Consider the following 21,946-nt stretch of genomic DNA (forward strand, 5'->3'; position numbering starts at 1 on the left):
GCGTTGCCTCAAAATCCCTCGGCCGCTTCCTGGCTGATCTCGTTGAGCAGCGTATTGACCTGGTCGCGGCCCGCGCCGTCCGGCAGCTTGCGGTGTCCCACGACCACCTGGCCGGGATTGTCCGCTGTCTCGTAGACAAACACGACATAGGGGCAATAGGCGATGTCGCCGATATCGGCCTCCATCACCTCACGTGACACGACAGCCGAGCAGAAGGTGAAGAATTCGGCATCCTTGTAGAGCACCTTGCTGGCGCCGACATCCCCGGCCGTGCGTTTCAGCATGTCGCCGATGAAACCGTGATAATCGATCTTGTACCCCCGGTTCACGATCGCGTCGTGCACGGCCTGAGCCGTGTCGGCAAAGGCATTTTCCGTTGTCACGGTGAAGACGTCGTCACCGGCGGCCATCGCGGGGCTGACTGCAAGGCCGGCAATCACGGCAAACACGAACTGTCTCATGGTGTTCCTCCCTGGAGACGGGAATGTGAAAACATAGGGAATAATGAATACGCTACGCGCCGGGTCAACCCTGTGCGGCAAATGGTCTTGGACTTTCGTACAATATCGACCTCGCGCATTGAACGAAGGTCGAATCTGATGAATGATACTGCCTAAGCACACTGAGAAGTGCAGTATATTTCATTTGTCCAGACCTGAGGGAGGAAATCATGGACTTCAAGGCCCTGGCGGCAAGCGCCGCACTTTCCGTTGTCTTGTGTACGGGCGCTTTTGCCCAATCTGCCGAAGACCTCAAGATGGACGCCTCGACGCCGGGAGATATCCTGACCTACGGCATGGGGCACGGACAGCAGCGTTATTCGCCGCTCGACCAGATCAACCGGGATACGGTGAAGCGCCTTGTTCCGGTGTGGAACTATTCGCTCAACGATGCCCGTGGCCAGGAGACATTTCCGCTCGTCATGGACGGTGTCATGTATGTGACGTCGCACAATGCGACAGCAGCCATCGACGCCCGGACGGGCAAGCAGATCTGGAAGACGATGGTGGAATATCCTGCGGAAACGCCGCGTGTGGCCTGCTGCGGCATCGTCAACCGCGGCGCCGCCATCTACGAGGGCAAGCTCTTCCGCACCACGCTGAATGCCAATGTCGTGGCGCTTGATGCCAAGACCGGCGAGGAACTCTGGTCCACCAATTCCATCGACTTCAAGACCGGCTATTCGATGACGGTCGCCCCGCTGGTGGCCGATGGCGTGGTCATCGTCGGCGTATCGGGCGGCGAATACGGCATCCGCGGCTATATCGAGGGTTACGACCCGAATTCGGGCGAGCGCCTGTGGCGCACCTATACCATTCCCGAACCCGGCCAGCCGGGCTCCGAGACATGGCCGTCCGACAGCGACGCGTGGAAGAATGGCGGCGGCCCGGCCTGGCTGACGGGCACCTATGATCCCGAACTCAACACCGTCTATTGGGGTGTGGGCAATGCGGGTCCCTGGAACGCGGGCGTGCGCCCTGGCGACAACCTATACACCGGCTCCATGCTGGCGCTCGATCCGAAGACCGGCGCCATCAAGTGGCACTACCAGTTCACGCCCAACGACCCGTTCGATTACGACGGCACGAACGAACTGGTCATGGCCGACATGGACGGCAAGAAGGTCGTGATGCAGGCCAACCGCAACGGCTTCTTCTATGTGATCGACCGCACCAACGGAAAGCTCGTTGCCGCCAACAAGTTCATCGACCGCGTCGACTGGGCCGACAGCATCGACCTTGAAACCGGAAAGCCGGTCGAGACGGAAGTCGCCGTCAAGGCGCGTTCCGGCGAACAGGTGCAATTCTGGCCGTCTGCCTTCGGCGGCAAGAACTGGTCGCCCATGTCCTACAATCCGGAAATGCAGACCGCCTTCGCCAATACGCTCAACATCGGCATGAACTACAAGGCCGTGGAGCCGCAATACCGCGCCGGCGTCTTCTATTTCGGCGCTGACTTCTCCTGGGCATGGCCCGAAGGCGACCGTGGCTACCTGCGCGCCATCGATCCCATGACGGGCCAGACAAAGTGGAAGGACGGCACCGCGATCCCGCGCATGGCGGGCGTGCTCTCCACGGGTGGCGGACTGGTCTTTACCGGCCAGATGACCGGCGAGTTCGAGGCATTCAATGCCGAGAACGGCGAGAAGCTCTGGCAGTTCCAGACAGGCTCCGGCATCGTCGGCCAGCCCGTCACCTGGGAAATGGATGGGGCACAGTACATCACCGTTGCCTCCGGTGTCGGCGCCGTCTATGCGCTCTTTTCCGGCGACGAGCGGCTGGCCAGCGTTCCGGCCGGCGGCTCCATCTGGACGTTCAGGCTGATGGGTGAATGACCGGATGAAGCATATCGCATTCGCATTCTGGCTTCTGGCGCTGCTCGCAGCGCCGGTTGCCGCCTTGGCGTCCGACGGTGACAATGCCATTCCGGACGTATCCAAGGGAACTTCGCTCTACAAGCAGTTCTGTTCGCATTGCCATGGCATCAACATGGTCAATTCCGGTGCATCCTCCTTCGACCTGCGCAAGTTTCCGCAGGACCAGAAGGACCGCTTCGTCACCTCCGTGACGAAAGGCAAGGGCGACATGCCGGCCTGGGGTGATATCCTGCTGCCCGATGAGGTGGAGAACCTGTGGCTCTACGTCGTCACGCGCGGCGGCAAGGAACCGCCGCCGGCCAAGGCGGCCACGCCCGAGCCCCCCGGCGAAGGGGACAGGAAAGCGTCACTCGGCACGATCAAGGAAGGCAGGCTCACCGCCTGCCTTCCGTCCAATGGGGGAGCGTTTTCACGGCGGCGGCACCAGGGCGGTGCCGGACTGGATTATGTCCTGTCGGAGGCGCTGGCCGCCCGCCTTGGCCTCGGCCTCGATGTCGTCTGGTTCGAGAGCGAGCCGGAGGAGGAATCCGACCCCATCCGGGAAACCTACGCCCTGTTGTCGCACCGGATCTGCGACATCGTTCCGGACCATCCGCTATACGAATCCAACATGGGCGAGCCGCCATCGGAGCGCGCAGCGCCGCCGCGCTGGGATACCATGCCGCAATACTGGACCGAGGCCATGCAGGTGGATCTGGAGCCGGTTGCGGTCACCCGCCCCTACCGCCGCGCCGAACTGGCGATCGTTCTCGGACCGGAGGCATCGGACCGCCGCATCACTCGCCTTGCCGATCTGGAGGGCCTGACGGTCGGCATCCAGCAGGGCACGCTCGGCGGCGTCATCCTGACCACCCAACTGCCTGCCGCGATCAGGGCCCGATCGGTCATGCTCCCGCCGGGACCGCAATTCCTCTGGCGCATGGAACAGGGCATGTTCGACGCGACGCTGACCGATGCGGGCGCCTATGACAATCACCGCGTCCAGAACCGGATCACCAGGCTGGAACTCGCCGCCTTTCGCCACCCGATCGGCTTCAACATGGGCATTGCCTTCCGCCAGTCCGACGCTGCCCTGGGCGAACGCCTGGACGCCGCGCTGGCCACCCTGCTGGAAAACGGCGAAGTGGAACGCATGGCCGCTGCCGAAGGCGTCACCTGGGCACCCCCGCGCGAGCCGTTCATCGCCGCGCCATTGACCACCCGCGACCTTTTCACCATGCGCTGACCGCCCGCGCCGGCGCGGTCAATCCTTGTCGAGCACGAGATAGTCGAGCGGCAATTCCGTCGTGTACTTGATCTGCTCCATGGCGAAGGAGGAAGACACGTCGCGGATTTCGATCCTGGCGATCAGGCGCTTGTAGAAGCCGTCATAGGCGGCGATATCCGGCACGACGACGCGCAGCAGATAGTCCACGTCGCCGCTCATGCGGTAGAACTCCACCACTTCCGGAAAGTCCCCGATCACCTCTGAAAAGCGGCGCAGCCACTCGTTGGAATGGGAATTGGTGCGGATGGAGACGAACACCGTCACCCGCGCATTGACCTTCTCGGGCGCCAGGATGGCCACCCGCTTGCGGATCACGCCATCCTCTTCCAGCTTCTGGATGCGCCGCCAGCACGGCGTGGTCGACAGGCCCACTTTCTTGGCAATGTCGGCGACAGCCAGCGTGGCGTCCTCCTGCAAAAGGCGCAGGATCTTGCGGTCGAGGCGGTCCATGACGGTCTTCTCCTGGAATTTTTCTCTGGATGCGCCTGTTTTTCCCGCCCTTCAAGCGATTTCATTCCAAGAAATCGCGTTAAGATGGAATTTCGTACCAATCGCGAACAATGCCGGCACCCGTCATGGGCCGGTCAGCCGCGCCACCTCACGGCGAAGCACCGGAAGCAGGTCTTCTTCAAACCAGGGATTACGCTTGAGCCAGGCCGTGTTGCGCCACGAGGGATGCGGCATCGGCAGGACAGCCGGCATGTCGTTTCGCCGTGATGTCTCGGTCAGGATGCGCCGCCAGTCGCGCACGGTTTCTGTCAGGTTGTCACGCCGCAACGGACCGAGATGCCACTTCTGCGCATGAAGCCCGATGGCAAGCACCAGTTCCACCTGTCCCATGGAAGCCATGAGTTCGTCGCGCCACGCCGGCGCGCATTCCCTTCGCGGCGGCAGATCGCTGCCCCGGGCATCGAGACCGGGAAAGCAGAAACCCATGGGCGCGATGGCGACGCGGGCGGGATCGTAGAAGACCGCGCGCCCGATCCCCATCCAGTCGCGCAGGCGGTCGCCGGATGGGTCCGTGAACGGCGCCCCGCTGGCATGAACCCGCGTTCCGGGCGCTTGGCCCGCGATCAGCAGCCGCGCCGTTGACGAGGCCACGACCACAGGGCGCGGCTCATGCGGCAAGGCCATGCCCTTCGGGCACTCGACGCAGATACGGCAGGCGCGGATGCGCGCCGCGACCGCCTCCGGCGTTGATGCCGAGCCGGACGCCATGTGGTCAGGCGCCGTAGCTCGGCCGCGCCTTCATCGCCTCGTACCAGCGGGTGAAATTCGGCACGTCATCGGGAATGGCGATACGCGCCGGCTTCATGAAATCGGTCGCGACCGTGGCGGTGATGTCGGCGATGGAATAGCTGTCACCGGCGATGAAGTCGCGGCCGGCCAGTTCGCTGTCGAGCAGGCGGATGAAATCCAGCGCCTTGGGCTTGTTGGCCTCGCCCCATTCGGCCACCTGCGGCACTTCCCATGTCGCCATGGCCGGGTGGGTATGGCGGAAGGCCTGGGCCACCGGCGCCAGGAAATGGTGTTCGCAGCGGCGTTCCCACATCTCGATCGTGGCCACTTCCAGCGGCGTCTTGCCCATCAGGTTGGGTTGCGGATACAGCGCCTCGAAATAGCGGCAGATCGCAACCGATTCGGAAATGGCAGTGCCGTCACCCAGTTCCAGGACGGGCAGGCGCTGCAAGGGATTGCGTTTCGTCACTTCGTCCGACTTGTGGCCGAGCGCGCCCATGTCCACGGGCACCAGCGGCACGTCCACGCCCTTTTCTGCAAGGAAAATCCGCACGCGGCGCGGATTGGGCGCCTTGCCACCGTCGTAAAGCTTCATGTCAATCCTCCGGGAAAGCCGATTGTAATGATTCATCATTCTTGCCGCGATGGCCTGCCGGGGTCAAACAGGATTTGCCGCAGCCAGTTGCCGGCGGCCGACAGCAGGTCGTGGGGACGCTCGCCCGCCGCCCCGCGCCGCGCCCGCCAGGCCTGCGGCGGATCGAAGGATCCCGCCCACAAACCGCGCCGTTCCAGCCGTGCACGGGCTTCCTCCGCCTCGTAGGCGCCGAAGGCGATGGCCCAGCCCGATGCCACCATGGCGCTGTTGAGGTCGGTTTCGCCTGCCAGGCAAATCGCCAGCAAACGGCCATGCCGGTCGCGTTCCCATCCCCTGCAGCGCATCGGCCGCCCGTTTGCCAGACGCTCAAGCGCTGCGCGTGCCTGCCTGCCGCAAGCCTGGGTGGTTCCCTCGCGCTGGCATGTCTGGTCGAGCTCCGGGGCATCGATGCCCTTGAGACGGATACGCTCCCCGCCCAGCCGGACCGTGTCCCCGTCGATGACGGCCGCAATGCCCTGCATTACGAGGCTCGCCGCCCGCTCGGCACGGGCGGCCAGAAGCGCGATGAGCGCAAGAATGACGACCGCGAGCGCGACATCCCGAAAGCGCCCCGAAACGCGGTGTGGACGATCCTTCCTTTTCAACGAACGGCTGCGTTTCATCAGGGTCTGTTAACCATTCGCTCCTAGGTTGGACGCTGCTTCAACCATCCCGAAGGTCCCGCGTCCAGGTCATGTCTGTCGCCGTCTCCGACATTGCCGACAAGAACGTTCTTGACAAGCGCAAGACCCGCCGCAATTCCGAGGTGGCCCGGGCGATCCGCTCGACACGGGAAAAGTTGTCCACCCGCCCCGGAAACCTGAACTTCGACCGCGCGCTGATCAAGATGCACGCCAGTTCGGTCATGGCCAGCGCCCTTGCTTTTCCCATCCTGATCGGCATCGTCACGCTCGCCGGCCTGGCCCTTGGCATCGGCCTGATGATGGTGGTCTGGGGCCTCATCTCGGTCCTTCTCTACGGTGCGGTCATCCTTACGGCGCGCAAGGTCAGGGCGACGCCGGAGGACCGGATCCACGTTCCCTCGGTCACGCGGCGCTTCCTGCTTGTCCATGCCCTGGCGGGCCTCGGATGGGCGGGTTTCGTCTTCATTCCCTGCGAAACATGCGGCCCGGATGAGGCCGCCATCATGCGCGCCGTGCTGCTGCTTTTCGCGATTGCCGCAACCGCGGTCATCGCCTGGGCGCTGAACGGCGCGCTGGTCGCCTCCTTCACCGCACCCGTAGCGCTCAACGCCTACATGACGGCGATCGACTTCGATCCCGCGCGCGCCTCCATGGCCGCCATGCTGGTCGCCGCCCTGCCCTTCTTCGCCTATATCGCCCGGCATCTGCATGCCTCCGCGGTCATGACGCTGTCCTTCCGTTCCGAGAAGGATGCGCTGATCGGAGAACTGGAAACCGCCAATGCCATTTCCGACGAGGCACGCCGCCGCGCCGAGGAAGCCAACCTCGCCAAGTCCCGTTTCCTGGCTTCGATGAGCCATGAATTGCGCACCCCGCTCAACGCCATCCTGGGCTTTTCCGAAGTGATGGCCGGCGAGATGCTGGGGCCGCTGCGCAACGAGACCTACAAGGAATATGCCCGCGACATCCACGGGTCCGGCAAGCACCTGCTCGATCTCATCAACGAGATCCTCGACCTGTCGCGCATCGAGGCCGGCCGCTACCAGATCAACGACGAACCCGTTTCGCTGGTCGAGATCCTCGACGACTGCGCCCACCTGCTCGACATCAAGATCCGCGGCAAGGACATCCGTATAGTGAAGCAGTATCACAACGGCCTGCCATTCCTGCTGGCCGACGAGCGGTCGGTGCGCCAGGTGGCGCTCAACCTGCTGTCCAACGCCGTGAAGTTCACGCCGCAGGGCGGCGAGATCACCATTCGCGCCGGCTGGACGCGCTCGGGTGGCCAGTACATGGCGGTGATCGACAACGGCCCGGGCATTCCCGAGGACGAGATCCCCGTCGTTCTGTCCGCCTTCGGCCAGGGCTCCATCGCCATCAAGAGTGCCGAACAGGGCACAGGGCTTGGGCTGCCCATCGTCCAGGCCATCATGAAGATGCATGAAGGCCGCTTCGACTTGCGCTCGAAACTGCGTGTCGGCACCGAGGTGATCGCCACCTTCCCGGCGAAGCGCGTGCAGTTGCAGGACAACGCCCCGAACGGCGCGGCCGGCGCCGCCTGAAACCCGGCATCAATGCGCGGACACGCCGCGCTTGTCGCGATTCTCGCGCTTTGCCGCCATGCCCGTCTGGCAGGCCAGCGCCGTGCGCACCAGACCCGCGCCCAGCGCGGCCGAGGCGCCCTCGCCCATCGCGATGCCGAAATCCAGCAAGGGCCTCATGCCGAGCCGTCGGGCCGCTTCCGCCTCTCCCGGTTCGCCGGAAAGGTCGGCCAGCACGCAATGGCCCGTGGCCAGCGGATTGACCTTCCACAGGATCGCCGCCGCGGCGAGCGGCGCATAGCCGCCCAGCACCACCGGGATGCGCTCCATGCGTGCCGCCAGGATTGCACCCGCCATGGCCGCGAACTCCCGCCCGCCGGCCCGGCGCAGCGCCTCCAGCGGATCGGAAAGCATGTCGCCATGGGTCGCGAAGGCTGCCTCGATCACCGCGCGCCGCGCCTGTCCTTCCGCCGTCGCCGCATCGCCCGCCCAGTCGCCCGGTTCGCCGCCGAGGACCGAAGCCAGAAGCGCGCCGGCCACGGCGCCATTGCCCGCGCCGATGTCACCCAGCGCCAGCAGGTCCACCCCGCCCATGATCGCCTCCATGCCGAAGGCCATGGTGGCGGCGCATTGCCGCTCGTCCAGTGCGGCCTCCACCGTGATGTCGCCGGTGGGATGATCGAGCGCGAGATCGAGGATCTTGAGGCTGACATTCTGCGCCTCGCACACCTGGTTCACCATGGCCGCGCCGGAAGCGCACAGATCCACGCGCCGCTTGGTCTCCTCCAGCGACCATGGTCCGCGCCCTGCGGCGACATGACCGTGGTTTCCGGCAAAGATGGCTGTCAGCGGTTTCATCACCGGTTGCCGGGCATTGCCGCGCCAGCCCGCGAACCATTGCGCGATCGTGCCGATCCGGCCGAGCCTGTCCCCGCCAGGCATGGCCTTGCGGGTCTCGCCGGCTTCCGCAAGGGCTGCGCGGTCCGGATTGGGCAGATTGCCGATCAGGGCGCGGAAATCGTCGAAAGGCGTTGTCTCGGCCATGGCGGCATGTCTCCGGATGCGGTCTCTTCGCAAGCGCACATAGAGCATTTTCGCCAGCGCGCAAAATCCCGCCCGGCACTTCCCTTGCAAAACCGGCCGGGCAGACCCATCATTGTTCAGGAACGTTCGTCGCGCCTCACGGGAAGACGGACATGGCGTTGCCGCCACATCCGGCCAAGGAACGACATGCTTTCACCCTGCATCCTCGTCTGCTCCATCGACCAGAAGACCGGCCTCTGCTTCGGTTGCGGCCGCACGTCCGGCGAAATCATGAACTGGATGTTCTATACCGATGCCGAACGCGAGACGATCATGGCCTGCCTGCCTGAACGGCTGACCACGGTGGAACGCAAGCCGCGCCGCGAAACCCGCCGCACCCGGCTGGCAAGGCAGCGCATCGAGACGCCATGAACCGTCTCTTCTGGTTCCTGATCGCCGGCATCGTGGCCGCGCTCGGCTGGCTGCTCATGACCGGCGAGAGCGGTTCGGTCTTCGGGCTCGACAATGACCGCTTTGCCCGCCTCGTCTATCTCGGTCTGCTCGGGATCGCCATCGGCGCCGTCGTCCTGCGTTCCGCCGGACGGTTTTCCAACGTGGCGCGCAGCATCGCCATATGGCTTGCCATAGCCCTGGCCCTTGTGGCCGGATACCAGTACCGCTTCGAACTGCAGGATGTGGCGAGCAGGGTCACGGGCGGGCTTGTGCCCGGCAGCCCCATCGCGCTTGGCGCCGGCGACGGCCACGCCATCATGGTCATGCGTGCCGACTCGGGGCATTTCGAGGTCGACGCGCAGGTCAACGGAAAGCCGTTGCGGTTCCTTGTGGATACCGGCGCGACCAGCACCGTGCTGACGGAAAGCGACGCCGCGCGCGTCGGCATCGACATCGGCGCGCTGTCCTATACCATCCCCATCCAGACCGCCAATGGCCGCGCCGAGGCCGCCCGCGCACGCATCGACACGATGGAGATCGGCTCCATCGAGCGCCGTTCGCTCCCGGTCCTGGTTGCCCGCGATTCCCGCCTCGGCCAGAGCCTGCTTGGCATGAACTACCTCAACACGCTCGGCGGCATCGACATTCGCCGCGACCGGCTGATCCTGCGAGATTGACGGCCGGGCCTCACGTCAGGCTGTAGAAGAAGCGGGCCGCCACGATCAGCAGGAAAATGCCGAAGGCGATTTCCAGTTGCCGCTTGCTCACCGCATGGGCCACGCGCACGCCCAGCGGGGCCGCGATCATGGTGACTGGTATGATGAGCGCGACCGCGATCCAGTTGACGAAGCCCGTCGAGCCGACAGGCAGGTTCGGATCGCCCCAGCCCGCCCAGATGTAACCCAGCATGCCGGGAATGGAGATGAGTACGCCGACCCCCGACGAAGTGGCGACCGCCTGGTGCATGGGCCGTCCGAACACGGTCATGAAGGTGTTGTTGAGCACGCCGCCGCCAATGCCCATCAGCGTGGACAGGAAACCGAGCACCAGCCCCACAAGCCCGCGCACCGGATTGCCGGGAATTTCGCTGCCGATGCGCCAGTGCTCGCGGTTGAGGATGAGCCTGAGCGCGACGAGGATGGCGATGCAGGCGAAGATGGCCCGCAATTCCCCGCTGGAGATCGACGCCGCCACCAGCGAGGCCAGCAAGACGCCGGCCGGAACGGGTATGAGAAAGCTCTTCAGCAGCGCCATGTCGACGGCATTGCGCCGGTAGTGTGCCTGGAAGGAGCGAAGCGACGTCGGCACGATGATGGCAAGCGACGTGCCCACCGCGATATGCATGCGCACGCTCTCGTCCACGCCGATGGCACCGAGCGCCTGGTAGAAGACCGGCACCATCACCGCGCCGCCGCCGATGCCGAAGACGCCGGCAAGGACGCCGGCCACGCCACCGACCGCGATGGCCGCCGCCGCAAAGGCCAGGATTTCCGTCAACGGCAGTCCGCCCATGCTTTCCCCTCCCGCAGTTTGCTGAAACTGCGCTATCCCTTTGGCATGCGGAAGTAAAGCGGATGGCGAACCGCTCGCGATCAGGCCGCAGGTTGACGGGCGCCCGTCCAGTCCACATGGGAGAAGGCTTCGTGAAGGACCGCGGGTCCGGCGCCCGGCTTCACGGCTTCGGTCGACAGGATCTGGCGCCAGCGCCGCGAGCCCGGCATCCCGTGGAAAAGGCCCACCATGTGCCGCGTGACGTGGCTGAGCCGCCCGCCATTGGCAATGTGGGCGGCACAATAATCCGCCATGGCATCTACGAGGCCGGGATAATCCGGCGATGGCGATGCTCCGTCGCCGAGCAGTGCGTCGAAGCCCCACAGGATGTCGGGCTGCTGATAGGCCGCGCGCCCGATCATGACGCCATCGACCTTCTCAAGTTCGCTGCGCGCCGTCTCCAGCGAAACGATGCCGCCATTGATGCCGATGAACCAGCCGGGATATCGCGCCTTCAGCCGGTGAACCCGGTCATGGTCGAGCGGCGGGATGTCCCGGTTCTCCTTCGGACTCAGGCCCTGCAGCCAGGCCTTGCGGGCATGGACCCAGAGCGCGTCCGCGCCTTCGGCGTGCACCATGTCGGCCAGCCTGTCGAGCGCCTCTTCCGGGTCCTGGTCGTCCACGCCGATGCGGCATTTGACGGTGACGGGAACGGACACGGCACCCTTCATGGCCGCCACCGATCGTGCGACGACCTCCGGGCGCAGCATGAGGCATGCCCCGAAAGTGCCGGATTGCACCCGGTCCGACGGGCAGCCGACATTCAGGTTGATCTCGTCATAGCCGAAGCCCTCGCAGATGCGCGCCGCCTCCGCCAGCTTGTCCGGTTCCGACCCGCCAAGCTGCACGGCCACCGGATGCTCGGCCGGATCGAAGCCGAGAAGGCGCGCACGTGGTCCATGGATGGCGGCATCGGCCACCACCATTTCCGTGTAGAGCAAAGCCCGCTTCGTCATGAGGCGATGGAAAAAACGGCAATGCCGGTCCGTCCAGTCCATCATGGGTGCGATGGCGAGGCGATGGTCAAGATGATCCTGCTTGTCGTTCATGGCGGTCGCCATGCCATGAATCCCGGCCTTCTGCAAACCTGTCTGGCTAGATCGCCACACCGTCTTTTCCTTTTCACGATTGACACGCATCATGGTGCGAAGCGGCAATGACGGCAGGATTGGTTCTGCCAAAGCAACACCAGGGAGACCCGATGCCATGGCCGGACAAGACACCGTTCACGTTCTTTCCCTTGCCGACGTCCGCCGCGCCGACGTTGCCCGCGTAGGCGGCAAGAATGCCTCGCTCGGGGAGATGATCGGCGCGCTGGGCTCGCGCGGCATCGCGGTGCCGGCCGGTTTCGCCACCACGGCCGATGCCTTCCGCCACTACCTTTCCGCCAACAGTCTCAATGACATGATTGCGCAAAGCTACCATGCCTATGAGACCGGCGCGGTCAGCCTTGCAGAAACCGGGGCGCGGATCCGCGCCGCCATCCTGTCGGGCACCTGGCCGGAGGATCTCGCCGAAGCGATCCTCGCCGCCTATGACGGCCTGTGCGCCACGCGCGGCGGGGCGCCCGTTTCCGTCGCCGTGCGGTCCAGCGCCACGGCGGAGGACCTGCCGGACGCCAGCTTCGCGGGCCAGCAGGAAACCTTCCTGAACATTTCCGGGCGGGACGCCCTGCTCGATGCCTGCAAGCGCTGCTATGCGTCCCTCTTCACCGACCGGGCCATCAGCTATCGCCAGACCAAGGGTTTCGAACAGACGGCCGTGGCCCTGTCCATCGGCGTCCAGATGATGGTCCGCTCCGACCGGGGCGGCTCCGGGGTCATGTTCTCCATCGACACCGAGACCGGATTCGACAAGGTGGTGATCATCAATGCGGCCTGGGGACTCGGCGAGAACGTCGTCCAGGGCGCTGTCGACCCGGACGAATATGTCGTCTTCAAGCCGCTTCTCGCCGATCCGTCGCTCAGCCCCATCGTGGAGAAGAAATGCGGTGCCAAGACGATCAAGATGATCTACGGCAAGGGCGCCGAGCCGACCCGCAACGTACCCACGTCCAAGGTCGAGCGCGCGGCTTTCGTGCTGGACGATGCCCGGATTCTCGCCCTTGCCCGCTGGGCCGTCATCATCGAGGAGCATTACGGCTGCCCGATGGATATGGAATGGGCACTGGACGGCGAAACGCAGGAACTCTTCATCGTCCAGGCCCGTCCCGAAACCGTCCAGGCGGCGCGCGACCAGGGGTCGATCAAGGCGCACGCCATTGCAAGCCACGGCGACGTGCTGACGAAGGGGCTGAGCATCGGCGACTCCGTCGTCGCCGGGCCGGTCTGCCTGATCGAGAGCGCCGCCGACATTGCCGATTTCGTGGATGGCTCCATCCTCGTCACCGGAACCACGGATCCCGACTGGGTGCCGGTCATGAAACGCGCCGCCGGGATCATCACCGATCATGGCGGGCGCACCTCCCATGCCGCCATCGTCAGCCGTGAACTGGGCCTGCCCGCCATCGTGGGCACGGGCAATGCGACCGCCGTTCTCCATTCCGGGCAGGACGTGACGATCTCCTGCGCCGAAGGCGACGAAGGCTTCGTTTACGAGGGCACGGCGGAGTTTGCCGAAACGCTGCTGAAACTGGAGGACATTCCGCAAACCGGAACGAAGGTCATGCTCAACATGGCCAATCCGGCGGCCGCGTTCCGCTGGAACCGCTTGCCGGCCGACGGCGTGGGCCTGGCACGCATGGAATTCGTCATTTCCAATCACATTCGCGTCCATCCCATGGCGCTGCTGAAATTCGACGAACTGGAAAGCGAGGCGGACAAGGCCGAGATCGCCGCCCTGACCGCCGGCCATGACGACAAGGCGGAATTCTTCGTCGAACGCCTTGCCCGCGGCCTGTCGCGCATCGCCGCGACCGTTCATCCGCACCCCGTCATCGTGCGCATGAGCGATTTCAAGACCAATGAATATGCGGGGCTGCTGGGCGGACGGCAGTTCGAACCGGTCGAGGAAAACCCGATGATCGGTTTTCGTGGCGCCTCGCGCTACTACTCGCCGCAATATCGCGACGGCTTCGCGCTGGAATGCCAGGCCATCCGGCGTTTGCGCGAGGAGATGGGATTCGACAACGTCATCGTCATGATCCCCTTCTGCCGCTCCACAGCGGAGGCTGACCGCGTGCTCGCCGTCATGGCCGAAAACGGCCTGAAGCGCGGCGAGAACGGGCTTCAGGTCTATGTCATGTGCGAGATTCCCGCCAATGTCGTACTGGCAGGCGCCTTCGCCAGCCGTTTCGACGGGTTCTCCATCGGATCGAACGACCTGACCCAGCTCACCCTTGGCGTGGACCGGGATTCCGAGATCCTTTCCGACCTCTTCGACGAACAGGACGAGGCGGTCAAATGGATGATTTCGAACGTCATCCGCGAGGCCCATGCCGCCGGCGCCAAGGTCGGCCTGTGCGGCCAGGCGCCGAGCGACCATCCGGAATTCGCCCGCTTCCTGGTGGAATGCGGCATCGACTCCCTCTCGGTCACGCCCGACAGCTTCATCCGCGTCAAGGAGCAGGTGGCGGAGGCGGAAAAGGCGCGCTGAGCGTCACCGGTCAGGCCGCGGGGCGCCAAGGCAGGCTCATTGCCCCTTGCGCCCGGCCATGACACCGATCGTCTCCAGCGCGATGGCGAGGTCTGTCTTGAGCCACGCCCACAGCGAATCGATTCGCAGTGCATAGGCATGGTCCCAGCCCACCTTCGAGCGCACATCCTCGATGCTTTCGTCATAGCCCTGGCGCACCTGCGCAAGTCCCGTGACACCCGGCAATATGCCGTAGGTTCGCTCGACATAGAGCGGGATGCTGGTCTCCAGCCGGCCGAAGAAGACCGGGCGTTCCGGTCGCGGGCCGATCAGCGACATCTCGCCACGCAGGACATTGATCGCCTGCGGCAGTTCGTCAATGCGTGTGCGGCGCAGGAACCGCCCGACCCGCGTCACCCTGGGGTCGCCCTTCGACGCCCAGGCCGCACCATTGCGTTCGGCATCCTGCCCCATGGTGCGGAACTTGATGAGTTCGAAAAGCTCCGTGCGATCCGGCAGCGCCCGCCCGACGCGCAATTGACGGTAGAAGACCGGTCCCCGGCTTTCCAGCTTGATGGCGAGGGCGACCGGCCCGTAGACCACGGCAAGCAGCGCGAGAAGAACGGAACCGCCGGCAAGATCGAAGGCCCGTTTGGCCAGCCGCACCGATGGCGGCAGCGCATGATCCTCGCCCGCGCCATTCCTTTTTGCCCATTGCCCGCGCACATCGAACCGGCCCAGCATCCACATGAGCGCGCCGAAACCGCTGGCCGCGTAGCCGGCCAGCACCGTGGCCGCCAACGTCTGCAGGCGCGAGCGGCGATGCTCGGCCACCGCCAGTCCGGAGAGCGCAAACAGCAGGCTTGTCCAGGCAAGGACGGCCGGCGCGATCCACGCCGTTTGCGACAACCCCAGAAGCGTGAGACTGACAAAGGCCGCCAGCAGCAGGAACGGCATGATGGCGCGCAGGCCCTTGCCGGACAGGAAGGCATAGGCGAGCCCCGGACGGCGCGGATCGGCAAGACGGAACAACCGGATCGCCTGTTGCAGGTTGCCCGCGCCGATGCGCAGGCGCCGCGCGAATTCCTGGCCCGGACGGGTGCGCTCCCGTTCCGAAATGGCGATGCCCGCATCCAGGACCCCGCGATACCCCTGCGCGACGATCCCCATCGGCAGGATGAAGTCGTCGTTGATCGTGCCGGCCGCCAGGGGCCGGAACGCCGCGCGCCGGAACACATGGAAGGCGCCCGAAAAGCCGAGCGGCGAACCGAGCGCCGCCTCGCCGAGCCTCAGCCTGTTCTGGAATTCCCAGTAGCGCCGCTCTCCGGGGGTGCCGTTCTCCGCACAATCGTAGAGCCCGCCGGCAACCCCCACCGTCTCGTCGGCGAAGGCGGCGGCCGCGCGCCACAATGCCTGGGACGGAAGGCTTGCCGATGCATCCGTCAGCGCGACGAGAGGCGTGTCGGACGCGCCAACCGCTTCGTTGATCACCGCGATCTTGCCGCGGTTGACAGCGTGTGCATGGACCCGGGCATCGATCCCCCTTGCCTGCAAGGCGCGTGTGTCCTTGACGGCAATGGACGGCGTCCCGTCGGTGGAACCGTCGCAATGGATGCGCACATGCAACCGCTCGGCCGGATAGTCGAGCGCGCCGATATTGGCGATCTTGGCGCTGATGGTCCGCGCTTCCTGATAGGCGGTGACGATCAGCGTCACGTGCGGCGGCGGCTCAACCTGCGCCATCGGTCCGGAGTTTGCGCGGCGCGCCAGTGCCAGCAGGCTGAGCGGGTAGATCAGGTGATGATGAAGCGCGGCAAGAGCGCCTGTCCAGAAAACGGTTTCAAGCATGATGAGCCTCCAGCGCCCGGTATGCGCTCCGGGTCTCGGCGAGCGAGAGATGCGATTGGATGAAGAGGCGCGGATTGGCCCGTGGCGGATTGGCAAGACCGCCGATCAGCGCCGTCGCCAGCCATTGCGGATCGCGGTCATCGACCGTGACAGCGGTGCCGGAGACCGGGCAAAGCCCGTCGCGCACGCCGCCCACGTCGCTGGCGACAACTGCTATGCCGCAGGCCTGGGCCTCCAGGATCGACAGCGGCAGGCCCTCGGATCGCGACGGCAGGCAGAACAGGTCAAGCGCGGGATAGACATCGGCGGGGCTGTCGGTCCGTCCTGCCAGCAGCACGCGATGCGCGAGGCCGAGATGTTCGATCCGGCTTGCCAGCCTCTCCCGTTCGCTGCCCTCGCCCCAGATGACAACGAGAACATGGTCGGGCAGGAAGCGCGCCGCCTCGACAAGCCTGTCAAACCCCTTGACGCGTTCCAGCCGCCCGACACCGCCCACGATCCGTCTGTCGAGCGGCAGGCCGAGCCGTGCGCGCGCCGCATCGCGGCGGGCCGGGCGGAACATGTCGCAGTCCACCCCGTTCGGGATCACGCGGAAGGACAGGCCGGTGCCCTTCGACGCGGCGGCAGCGACGACCGGCGAAACGGCGATCCTGTCGGGCCGCACGCAACGGAGCGCTGCCTGCATGACAAGGCGCCGCCGCCTGTTTTCCAGGTGCCAGGCGTCGTGCTCGACATGGGCCAGCGAGCGTATGCCGGCAAGACGCGCCGCAGCGCCGCCATAGACGAGCGGCCCTGCATGATGGGTGACGACGCTGGTCGCGCCCATCCCGCGCAGGTGCCGTGCCATGCGCACGGGCAATAAAGGCTGCAGGCCGGGCGCCTTGCCAAAGGCCGTGAGCCGGGCCTTCGCCAGGGCGGCTTTTGGCCAGGTAGCAGCAAGCGTTTCCACGCTTCCTTCGAGGCTGAAGACATGAATGCCGGGCATCCCGGCCAGCGCGAGCACCAATTGCTCGATGCCGCCGGGCGCCAGGTTCTGGACGATGTGAACTTGCGTCAACTTGCGCTCCCTTGCGCGTGATTGTTGCGGGAGCCGCTGCAAATGCCGTGCCGGAAGGAATGGCCCGTTTTTCCGTGATTCCAACGCAAAATGCGAAACCGGCTTCATCCCGGCCATCGCAGTTTGCGAATGCCAGGCCCCGTCTGCGTGCCCGAACCCTTTTCCCGCCGCCTCCGAATCGGTGGCACGGCTCTTGCTGAAGCCGTTCAGGGGGCGAAAAGGAGAATTGCCATGACCAGGACCATCACGATCAGCGGAGACCTTGACGCGGCAAGGATTACCGCCATGCGGGAAGACATCGACCGCGTTGCCGCAGGCGACGCGGATGTCACGCTCGACATGACCCAATGCCGGTTCATCGATTCCTCGGGCGTCGGTGCGATCGTCTATCTGCACAAGCGGATGCGCGCGCGCGGCTACCGGGTGAGCCTTTCGGGTCTCGATGGCCAGCCGCTCAAGCTCCTGCGCCATCTGGGCATCGCCGGCCTGCTCGCGGCCGGGAGCCGGAGCGCGGCATGATGACGAAGCGTCCCCTTGCCGACCTCCTCCTGGCGGCCCTGCTGCCGGCCATGACGGCCTGTGTCCATCCCTGGCCGCCCGCGGCGCGCGGCGGGATCGCCGGCCAGCCAGCGCCGACGACCGAAATGGCAGGCATTCATGCGGCGGTGAAGAACGCGACCGCCGCCGGATCGCTTGCGCCTGCCGAGGCGCTTGCGGCACGCGAACGCCTCGACCTCGCGGCCCGCGAATACCGCGCAGGGCTTGAGGCCGATGCGGATGCCGGCCTGCTCGATGTTTCGCTGCGGCTCGGTGGTGGCGATATCGCCACGCGAACCGGGCGCAGCACATGCCTGAAAGCGCCATGTTCCTGACCGGAGGACGCCAGATGCCCATTGCCACGCTCATCCGCCTCCTGGCGGCACTCGCCATGCTCGCTTTCTCACTGCCGGCGGCAAGGGCATCGGATAACGAGACGATCAGGATCGGCGACACGCTGTCGCTCGTCCTTCCGGGCGAGGACAGCCTGACCGGCGATTTCCCTGTTGATCGCAAGGGCGCCATTGCCCTGCCCGAGATCGGCCCCGTCCGGATCGCCGGAATGCCGCTGGACGAAGCCGCCGAACTGGTACGTGACCGGCTGTCCGTCGCTTTCCGCGATGTGGCGCGCCTGACGATGCGGCTCAAGGAGCGCAAGCTGTTCGTCGCCGTGGCCGGTCAGGTCCGCAAGCCGGGAACGCTGGAACTGCCCGGCGACGCGACGGTGGAAGTGGCGATCGCCGAGGCCGGCGGCATCAATGCGGGCGCCCAGCTCGACCGGTTGAAACTCATTCGCGGAGACCGGGAAATCGGCTTCAACTACAAGCACTACCTGGACACCGGCGACCTGTCGGTATTGCCGAAGCTCCAGCCGCTCGACATCATCTTCGTGCCGATCTCGCCGCTGACCGGCAACGTCCATATCGACTTCGACGCGGAAACGCTGTCACGCGCCGGCGATGGCGCCGATGCCGGCGGTTCGGTACGCATCTTCGGCGAGGTCCAGAAGCCGGCGCAATTCGCCTTCAAGGAAAACATGTCTATCGTCGACCTGATCATGCGGGCCGGCGGCGTGACCCGCTTTGCCGCGGTCGAGCAGATCCGTGTCATCACCGACCAGGGACCTGTCCTCTTCAACCTCCAAGCCTATCTGGACAGCGGTGATCCGGCGCTGATGCCGCCGCTTGAGAAGGGCGCCACCATCTTCGTGCCGATCCTGGCCGACCAGATCAAGCGCGGCAAGCACACCGTCTACATCATGGGAGAGGTGGCCAAGCCCGGCGCCTTCGAGGCCCAGAAGGGCACGACCTTCATCGACATCCTCGCCAATTCCGGCGGGCCGACACGCTTCGCCGAAACCCGCCAGATCCGCATCATCCGGGCCACCGGCGATGTCGAGATGTTCGACCTTGTCGCCTTCACCGAGGGCAAGATCACCGACATCCCGCTTGTTCAGCCGGGCGACGCGATCCTGGTCCCGGAAAAGACGGAAACGCAGGAACCGTCCTGGACCAGGCTTCCGCCGACCCGCACGGTCCAGGTCATGGGTGCCGTCACCAAGCCCGGCCGCTACGAATGGGCCGACGAGATGAGCCTGTTCGACCTCATCGGCCATGCGGGCGGACCGACGGCCAAGGGCGACCTTGCCGCCATCCAGATCGTCAAGCGCGCCGATGGAAAGGCTGAAACCGTGACCTTCGACATGAAGGCCTATCTGGACAATGGCGGCAGCGAGGCGAGCGTGCCGGTCATTCGTGCCGGCTATGTCATCGTTGTTCCCGAACTGCCCGTCGATCCCAACGACAACAAGTCGCTCTGGGTGCGCCAGGATGCCGACCGCTCGATCTATGTCATGGGCGCGGTGGGTTCGCCCGGCCGTTATGCCTTTGACAGATCGCTCGGATTTCTCGACATCCTGTCGGCAGCCGACGGACCGACGGAAAGCGCGGACCTGCGCCGCATCCGCGTTTCGCTGCGCGGCCAGGCCAATGCCGAACCCATCCTCGTCGACCTGCTCCGCTACATGGAAACCGGCGACGAGCGCGTGCTGCCCCGCCTGGAACCCGGAGACATGATCTATGTGCCGGGCCATGACCGCACATGGACAGAGATCGCCACGGGCGACACGGTGCGCGTGCTCGGCGCTGTCGGCAAGCCTGGACGCTATTCCTTTACCACCCGCATGAACATCCTCGACCTTCTGGCGCAGGCTGGCGGACCGACGGACGCGGCGCTTCAGGACAGGATCGTCGTGGTCAACATGGGCAAGGAAAACAAGGCCTTCCACTTCGATCTCGAAGCCTTCACGCGAACCGGCGACCCCTCGAGGCTGCCGGTGGTGCGCCCCGGCGACACGGTCTACGTGCCCGACAAGACCCAGAGCCACTGGGCCAGGGTGATGGAAACGGTGAAGGACGCCGCCCAGATCGTCGCGCTCTTCGCGGCAGTCGCGGCCCTGTGAGGCGCCGATGATTTCCAAGACCCGCCTACTGGCCGCGCAAAGGGCCTATTCCGCGACGCTCGGGCGCGGCGCCCGGACGCTGGCCGTCACCGGGTCGCAGCCCGATGCCGGCTCCTGCGGCCTGGCCTTCGACATCGCCGCCGCCGGCGCCGGTTTTGGCAAGCGTGTCCTGCTCGTGCGCGCCCATCTCACGCAGGCGGGAGACGGATGCCCGGACGGGCTTGGAACCGGTCTCGAGGATATTCGTGCCGCGTGCAGGCCGGAGGCCAACATGCTGTGGACGCTGGACGTACCTTCGGGCACGCGCCTTCACGCGCTGCTCAACGACGGCCAGTGCCTGCCGGAAGCATCCGCGCAATGGCTTGCCGATTTCGATTCCGTCATTTTCGACTGCCCGCCCTTCGAGACGGCGCAGCCTGCCATATACACGCCGCTCACGGCATCCGCGGCCGAGGCGGTCATCCTCGTCACCATGCCCGGGGCGGTGGCCCGCAACGGCCTGGAGGAGGTCCTGAAATGGCTGACGGAGTCCGGTGCCGTCGTTTCGGCCCTCGTTCTCAACGACAAGTTCAACCCGACGCTGGCCCAGGAAATGATCCGCGAGGCCAACCGGTTGCGGCGCATCCTGCCCGGCCTCGTGCGTTACCTGACGCGCAAGGTCGAGGGATGGACCGCCCTCAACATGCATCAGTGAGGTCCCATGATCCTGCATTACCTGGACGCCCGCTATGTCGGCGGCATCGAAACCCATGTCGAGACAATTGCCGCTGCGCAGCGCGCCATGGGCCTGGATGCGCGCATCCTCCTCCATGCCGTCTACCCCGGCAGTCCGGCGCATGAACGCTTCCGGGCAAGCGGCATGCCGCTTCTCGTGGCCGGTGACACCCTCGGCCTGTGCCGCTGGCTGCGCATCATGGCACCCGGCATGCTGCATACCCATGGATACAAGGCCGGCATCCTGGGCCGCCTGGCCGCAAGGCTGACCGGCGTGCCCGTGGTTTCCACCTTCCATGCCGGCGAGCGTGCGCCCGGCATGGTCGGTGTCTACCAATGGATCGACGAGAAGACGGCGTTCCTGGGCGGACGCCTGGCGGTCTCGCGCGACATCGCATTCGCCCTCCCCGCGCCAGCCCCGGTCATCCGCAATTTCGTCACGCCTGCGGTATCGCCGCGCCCGGAGCCTGCAACGCCGGTTTTCCTGTTTGCCGGCCGGCTCTCCCCGGAAAAGGGGCCGGACCTGTTCCTCAAGCTGGCGAACATGCGGCCGGGCCTCGGCGAATGGCGGATGCTGGGTGACGGACCGATGCGCGAGGAACTTGTGCTTTCGCTGTCCAGCCCGGCTGTCATGGAAGGCTTCGCCATCAACATCGCGCCGTGGCTGGAACGCACGACGGCCCTGGTCATGACCAGCCGGAGGGAAGGCCTGCCCATGGCCGCGCTGGAAGCGATGGGACTGGGCGTGCCCGTCATTGCGCCTGCCGTCGGCGCGCTGCCGGACCTTGTACGCGACGGAGAGAACGGTTTTCTCTATCCCGCCGGCGACATGAACGCGGCGGCAGACTGCATCGACCGGCTGATGGCCTGCGATGCGGCTGCGCGCGCCGCCATGAGCATGGCGGCAATCGCCACCATCCGCGCCGGCTACTCCCCGCAAACCGCCATGCCGGCCATATTCGAGGCTTACAGGCGCGCCGGCGGCCGCCCGCAAGCCATCGCGGCCTGACGGGCAGATCGGCAGGCG

The 21,946-nt window shown here is 65.6% G+C and carries 21 protein-coding genes; 11 read left to right on the plus strand and 10 right to left on the minus strand.

The annotated features are described in order from the left end of the window. Window positions 1-8: 8 nt before the first annotated feature. Window positions 9-461 carry a DUF302 domain-containing protein gene (locus ACLB6G_RS16535; protein ID WP_410357309.1) on the minus strand — a complete coding sequence of 151 codons (453 nt, stop codon included), beginning with the start codon at window positions 459-461 and terminating at the stop codon, window positions 9-11. A gap of 209 nt (window positions 462-670) precedes the next feature. Between ACLB6G_RS16535 and ACLB6G_RS16540 the strand changes: the two genes are divergently transcribed. Continuing rightward, on the plus strand, window positions 671-2,335 hold the full coding sequence (locus ACLB6G_RS16540; RefSeq protein ID WP_410357310.1) for a PQQ-dependent dehydrogenase, methanol/ethanol family: 1,665 nt from the start codon (window positions 671-673) through the stop codon (window positions 2,333-2,335). A gap of 4 nt (window positions 2,336-2,339) precedes the next feature. Next, on the plus strand, window positions 2,340-3,602 hold the full coding sequence (locus tag ACLB6G_RS16545; protein ID WP_410357311.1) for a c-type cytochrome: 1,263 nt from the start codon (window positions 2,340-2,342) through the stop codon (window positions 3,600-3,602). 18 nt (window positions 3,603-3,620) lie between these two features. On the opposite strand, the gene ACLB6G_RS16550 is transcribed toward ACLB6G_RS16545, so the two are convergent. From ACLB6G_RS16550 to ACLB6G_RS16565, 4 genes are all read right to left on the minus strand, one after another. Next, complete coding sequence (locus ACLB6G_RS16550; protein WP_410357312.1) at window positions 3,621-4,094, minus strand: Lrp/AsnC family transcriptional regulator; 474 nt, start codon at window positions 4,092-4,094, stop codon at window positions 3,621-3,623. A 123-nt stretch (window positions 4,095-4,217) separates the two neighbouring features. Further along, window positions 4,218-4,862 (minus strand): uracil-DNA glycosylase family protein, encoded by a 645-nt coding sequence (locus ACLB6G_RS16555; RefSeq protein WP_410357313.1) that lies wholly within the window; start codon window positions 4,860-4,862, stop codon window positions 4,218-4,220. A 4-nt stretch (window positions 4,863-4,866) separates the two neighbouring features. Continuing rightward, on the minus strand, window positions 4,867-5,478 hold the full coding sequence (locus ACLB6G_RS16560; protein ID WP_410357314.1) for a glutathione S-transferase: 612 nt from the start codon (window positions 5,476-5,478) through the stop codon (window positions 4,867-4,869). A gap of 35 nt (window positions 5,479-5,513) precedes the next feature. Beyond that, window positions 5,514-6,140, minus strand: coding sequence for a thermonuclease family protein (locus ACLB6G_RS16565; protein WP_410357315.1), 627 nt, complete (start codon window positions 6,138-6,140; stop codon window positions 5,514-5,516). A gap of 71 nt (window positions 6,141-6,211) precedes the next feature. On the opposite strand from ACLB6G_RS16565, the gene ACLB6G_RS16570 reads away from it, so the two are divergent. Continuing rightward, window positions 6,212-7,723, plus strand: a complete 1,512-nt coding sequence (locus tag ACLB6G_RS16570; protein WP_410357316.1) for a sensor histidine kinase — start codon at window positions 6,212-6,214, stop codon at window positions 7,721-7,723. Window positions 7,724-7,732: 9 nt separating this feature from the next. Here ACLB6G_RS16570 and ACLB6G_RS16575 read toward each other — a convergent pair whose 3' ends face one another. Next, complete coding sequence (locus ACLB6G_RS16575) at window positions 7,733-8,746, minus strand: nicotinate-nucleotide--dimethylbenzimidazole phosphoribosyltransferase (protein WP_410357317.1); 1,014 nt, start codon at window positions 8,744-8,746, stop codon at window positions 7,733-7,735. A 186-nt stretch (window positions 8,747-8,932) separates the two neighbouring features. On the opposite strand from ACLB6G_RS16575, the gene ACLB6G_RS16580 reads away from it, so the two are divergent. After that, window positions 8,933-9,157 (plus strand): DUF1289 domain-containing protein, encoded by a 225-nt coding sequence (locus ACLB6G_RS16580; protein WP_410357318.1) that lies wholly within the window; start codon window positions 8,933-8,935, stop codon window positions 9,155-9,157. Next, window positions 9,154-9,855: a retropepsin-like aspartic protease family protein gene (locus ACLB6G_RS16585; protein ID WP_410357319.1), complete on the plus strand. Its 702-nt coding sequence runs from the start codon at window positions 9,154-9,156 to the stop codon at window positions 9,853-9,855. Before ACLB6G_RS16580 ends, ACLB6G_RS16585 begins: the two co-directional genes overlap by 4 nt. A gap of 10 nt (window positions 9,856-9,865) precedes the next feature. Here the strand turns inward: ACLB6G_RS16585 and ACLB6G_RS16590 are convergent, their stop codons facing one another. Both ACLB6G_RS16590 and dusA read right to left on the minus strand, forming a co-directional pair. Next, a complete protein-coding gene (locus tag ACLB6G_RS16590) occupies window positions 9,866-10,690 on the minus strand; it encodes a sulfite exporter TauE/SafE family protein (RefSeq protein ID WP_410357320.1) in 825 nt (274 codons plus the stop codon). Window positions 10,691-10,770: 80 nt separating this feature from the next. Further along, window positions 10,771-11,790: a tRNA dihydrouridine(20/20a) synthase DusA gene (gene dusA, locus ACLB6G_RS16595; protein WP_410357321.1), complete on the minus strand. Its 1,020-nt coding sequence runs from the start codon at window positions 11,788-11,790 to the stop codon at window positions 10,771-10,773. Between the two features lie 145 nt (window positions 11,791-11,935). Between dusA and ppsA the strand changes: the two genes are divergently transcribed. Continuing rightward, on the plus strand, window positions 11,936-14,323 hold the full coding sequence (gene ppsA, locus ACLB6G_RS16600; RefSeq protein ID WP_410357322.1) for a phosphoenolpyruvate synthase: 2,388 nt from the start codon (window positions 11,936-11,938) through the stop codon (window positions 14,321-14,323). A gap of 36 nt (window positions 14,324-14,359) precedes the next feature. On the opposite strand, the gene ACLB6G_RS16605 is transcribed toward ppsA, so the two are convergent. Beyond that, window positions 14,360-16,150, minus strand: a complete 1,791-nt coding sequence (locus ACLB6G_RS16605; RefSeq protein ID WP_410357323.1) for a sugar transferase — start codon at window positions 16,148-16,150, stop codon at window positions 14,360-14,362. Continuing rightward, on the minus strand, window positions 16,143-17,207 hold the full coding sequence (locus ACLB6G_RS16610) for a glycosyltransferase (protein ID WP_410357324.1): 1,065 nt from the start codon (window positions 17,205-17,207) through the stop codon (window positions 16,143-16,145). The genes ACLB6G_RS16605 and ACLB6G_RS16610 overlap by 8 nt, the downstream gene beginning before the upstream one ends. A gap of 231 nt (window positions 17,208-17,438) precedes the next feature. On the opposite strand from ACLB6G_RS16610, the gene ACLB6G_RS16615 reads away from it, so the two are divergent. From ACLB6G_RS16615 to ACLB6G_RS16635, 5 genes are read left to right on the plus strand one after another with little or no spacing between them, the layout of a single operon-like run. Further along, a complete protein-coding gene (locus ACLB6G_RS16615) occupies window positions 17,439-17,726 on the plus strand; it encodes an STAS domain-containing protein (protein WP_410357325.1) in 288 nt (95 codons plus the stop codon). Beyond that, window positions 17,723-18,079 (plus strand): hypothetical protein, encoded by a 357-nt coding sequence (locus tag ACLB6G_RS16620; protein WP_410357326.1) that lies wholly within the window; start codon window positions 17,723-17,725, stop codon window positions 18,077-18,079. The genes ACLB6G_RS16615 and ACLB6G_RS16620 overlap by 4 nt, the downstream gene beginning before the upstream one ends. Further along, window positions 18,055-20,205 (plus strand): SLBB domain-containing protein, encoded by a 2,151-nt coding sequence (locus tag ACLB6G_RS16625; protein ID WP_410357327.1) that lies wholly within the window; start codon window positions 18,055-18,057, stop codon window positions 20,203-20,205. The genes ACLB6G_RS16620 and ACLB6G_RS16625 overlap by 25 nt, the downstream gene beginning before the upstream one ends. Window positions 20,206-20,212: 7 nt before the next feature. Further along, the gene (locus ACLB6G_RS16630) at window positions 20,213-20,899 is read left to right on the plus strand and encodes a P-loop NTPase family protein (protein WP_410357328.1); all 687 of its coding nucleotides are present in this window, start codon (window positions 20,213-20,215) and stop codon (window positions 20,897-20,899) included. A gap of 6 nt (window positions 20,900-20,905) precedes the next feature. Then, entirely contained in the window at window positions 20,906-21,928 is a 1,023-nt protein-coding gene (locus ACLB6G_RS16635; RefSeq protein ID WP_410357329.1) for a glycosyltransferase family 4 protein, read from the plus strand. Window positions 21,929-21,946 lie beyond the last annotated feature (18 nt).

Origin of the sequence: Zhengella sedimenti (genome assembly GCF_046506625.1) — a bacterium.
GTDB lineage: Bacteria > Pseudomonadota > Alphaproteobacteria > Rhizobiales > Rhizobiaceae > Zhengella > Zhengella sedimenti.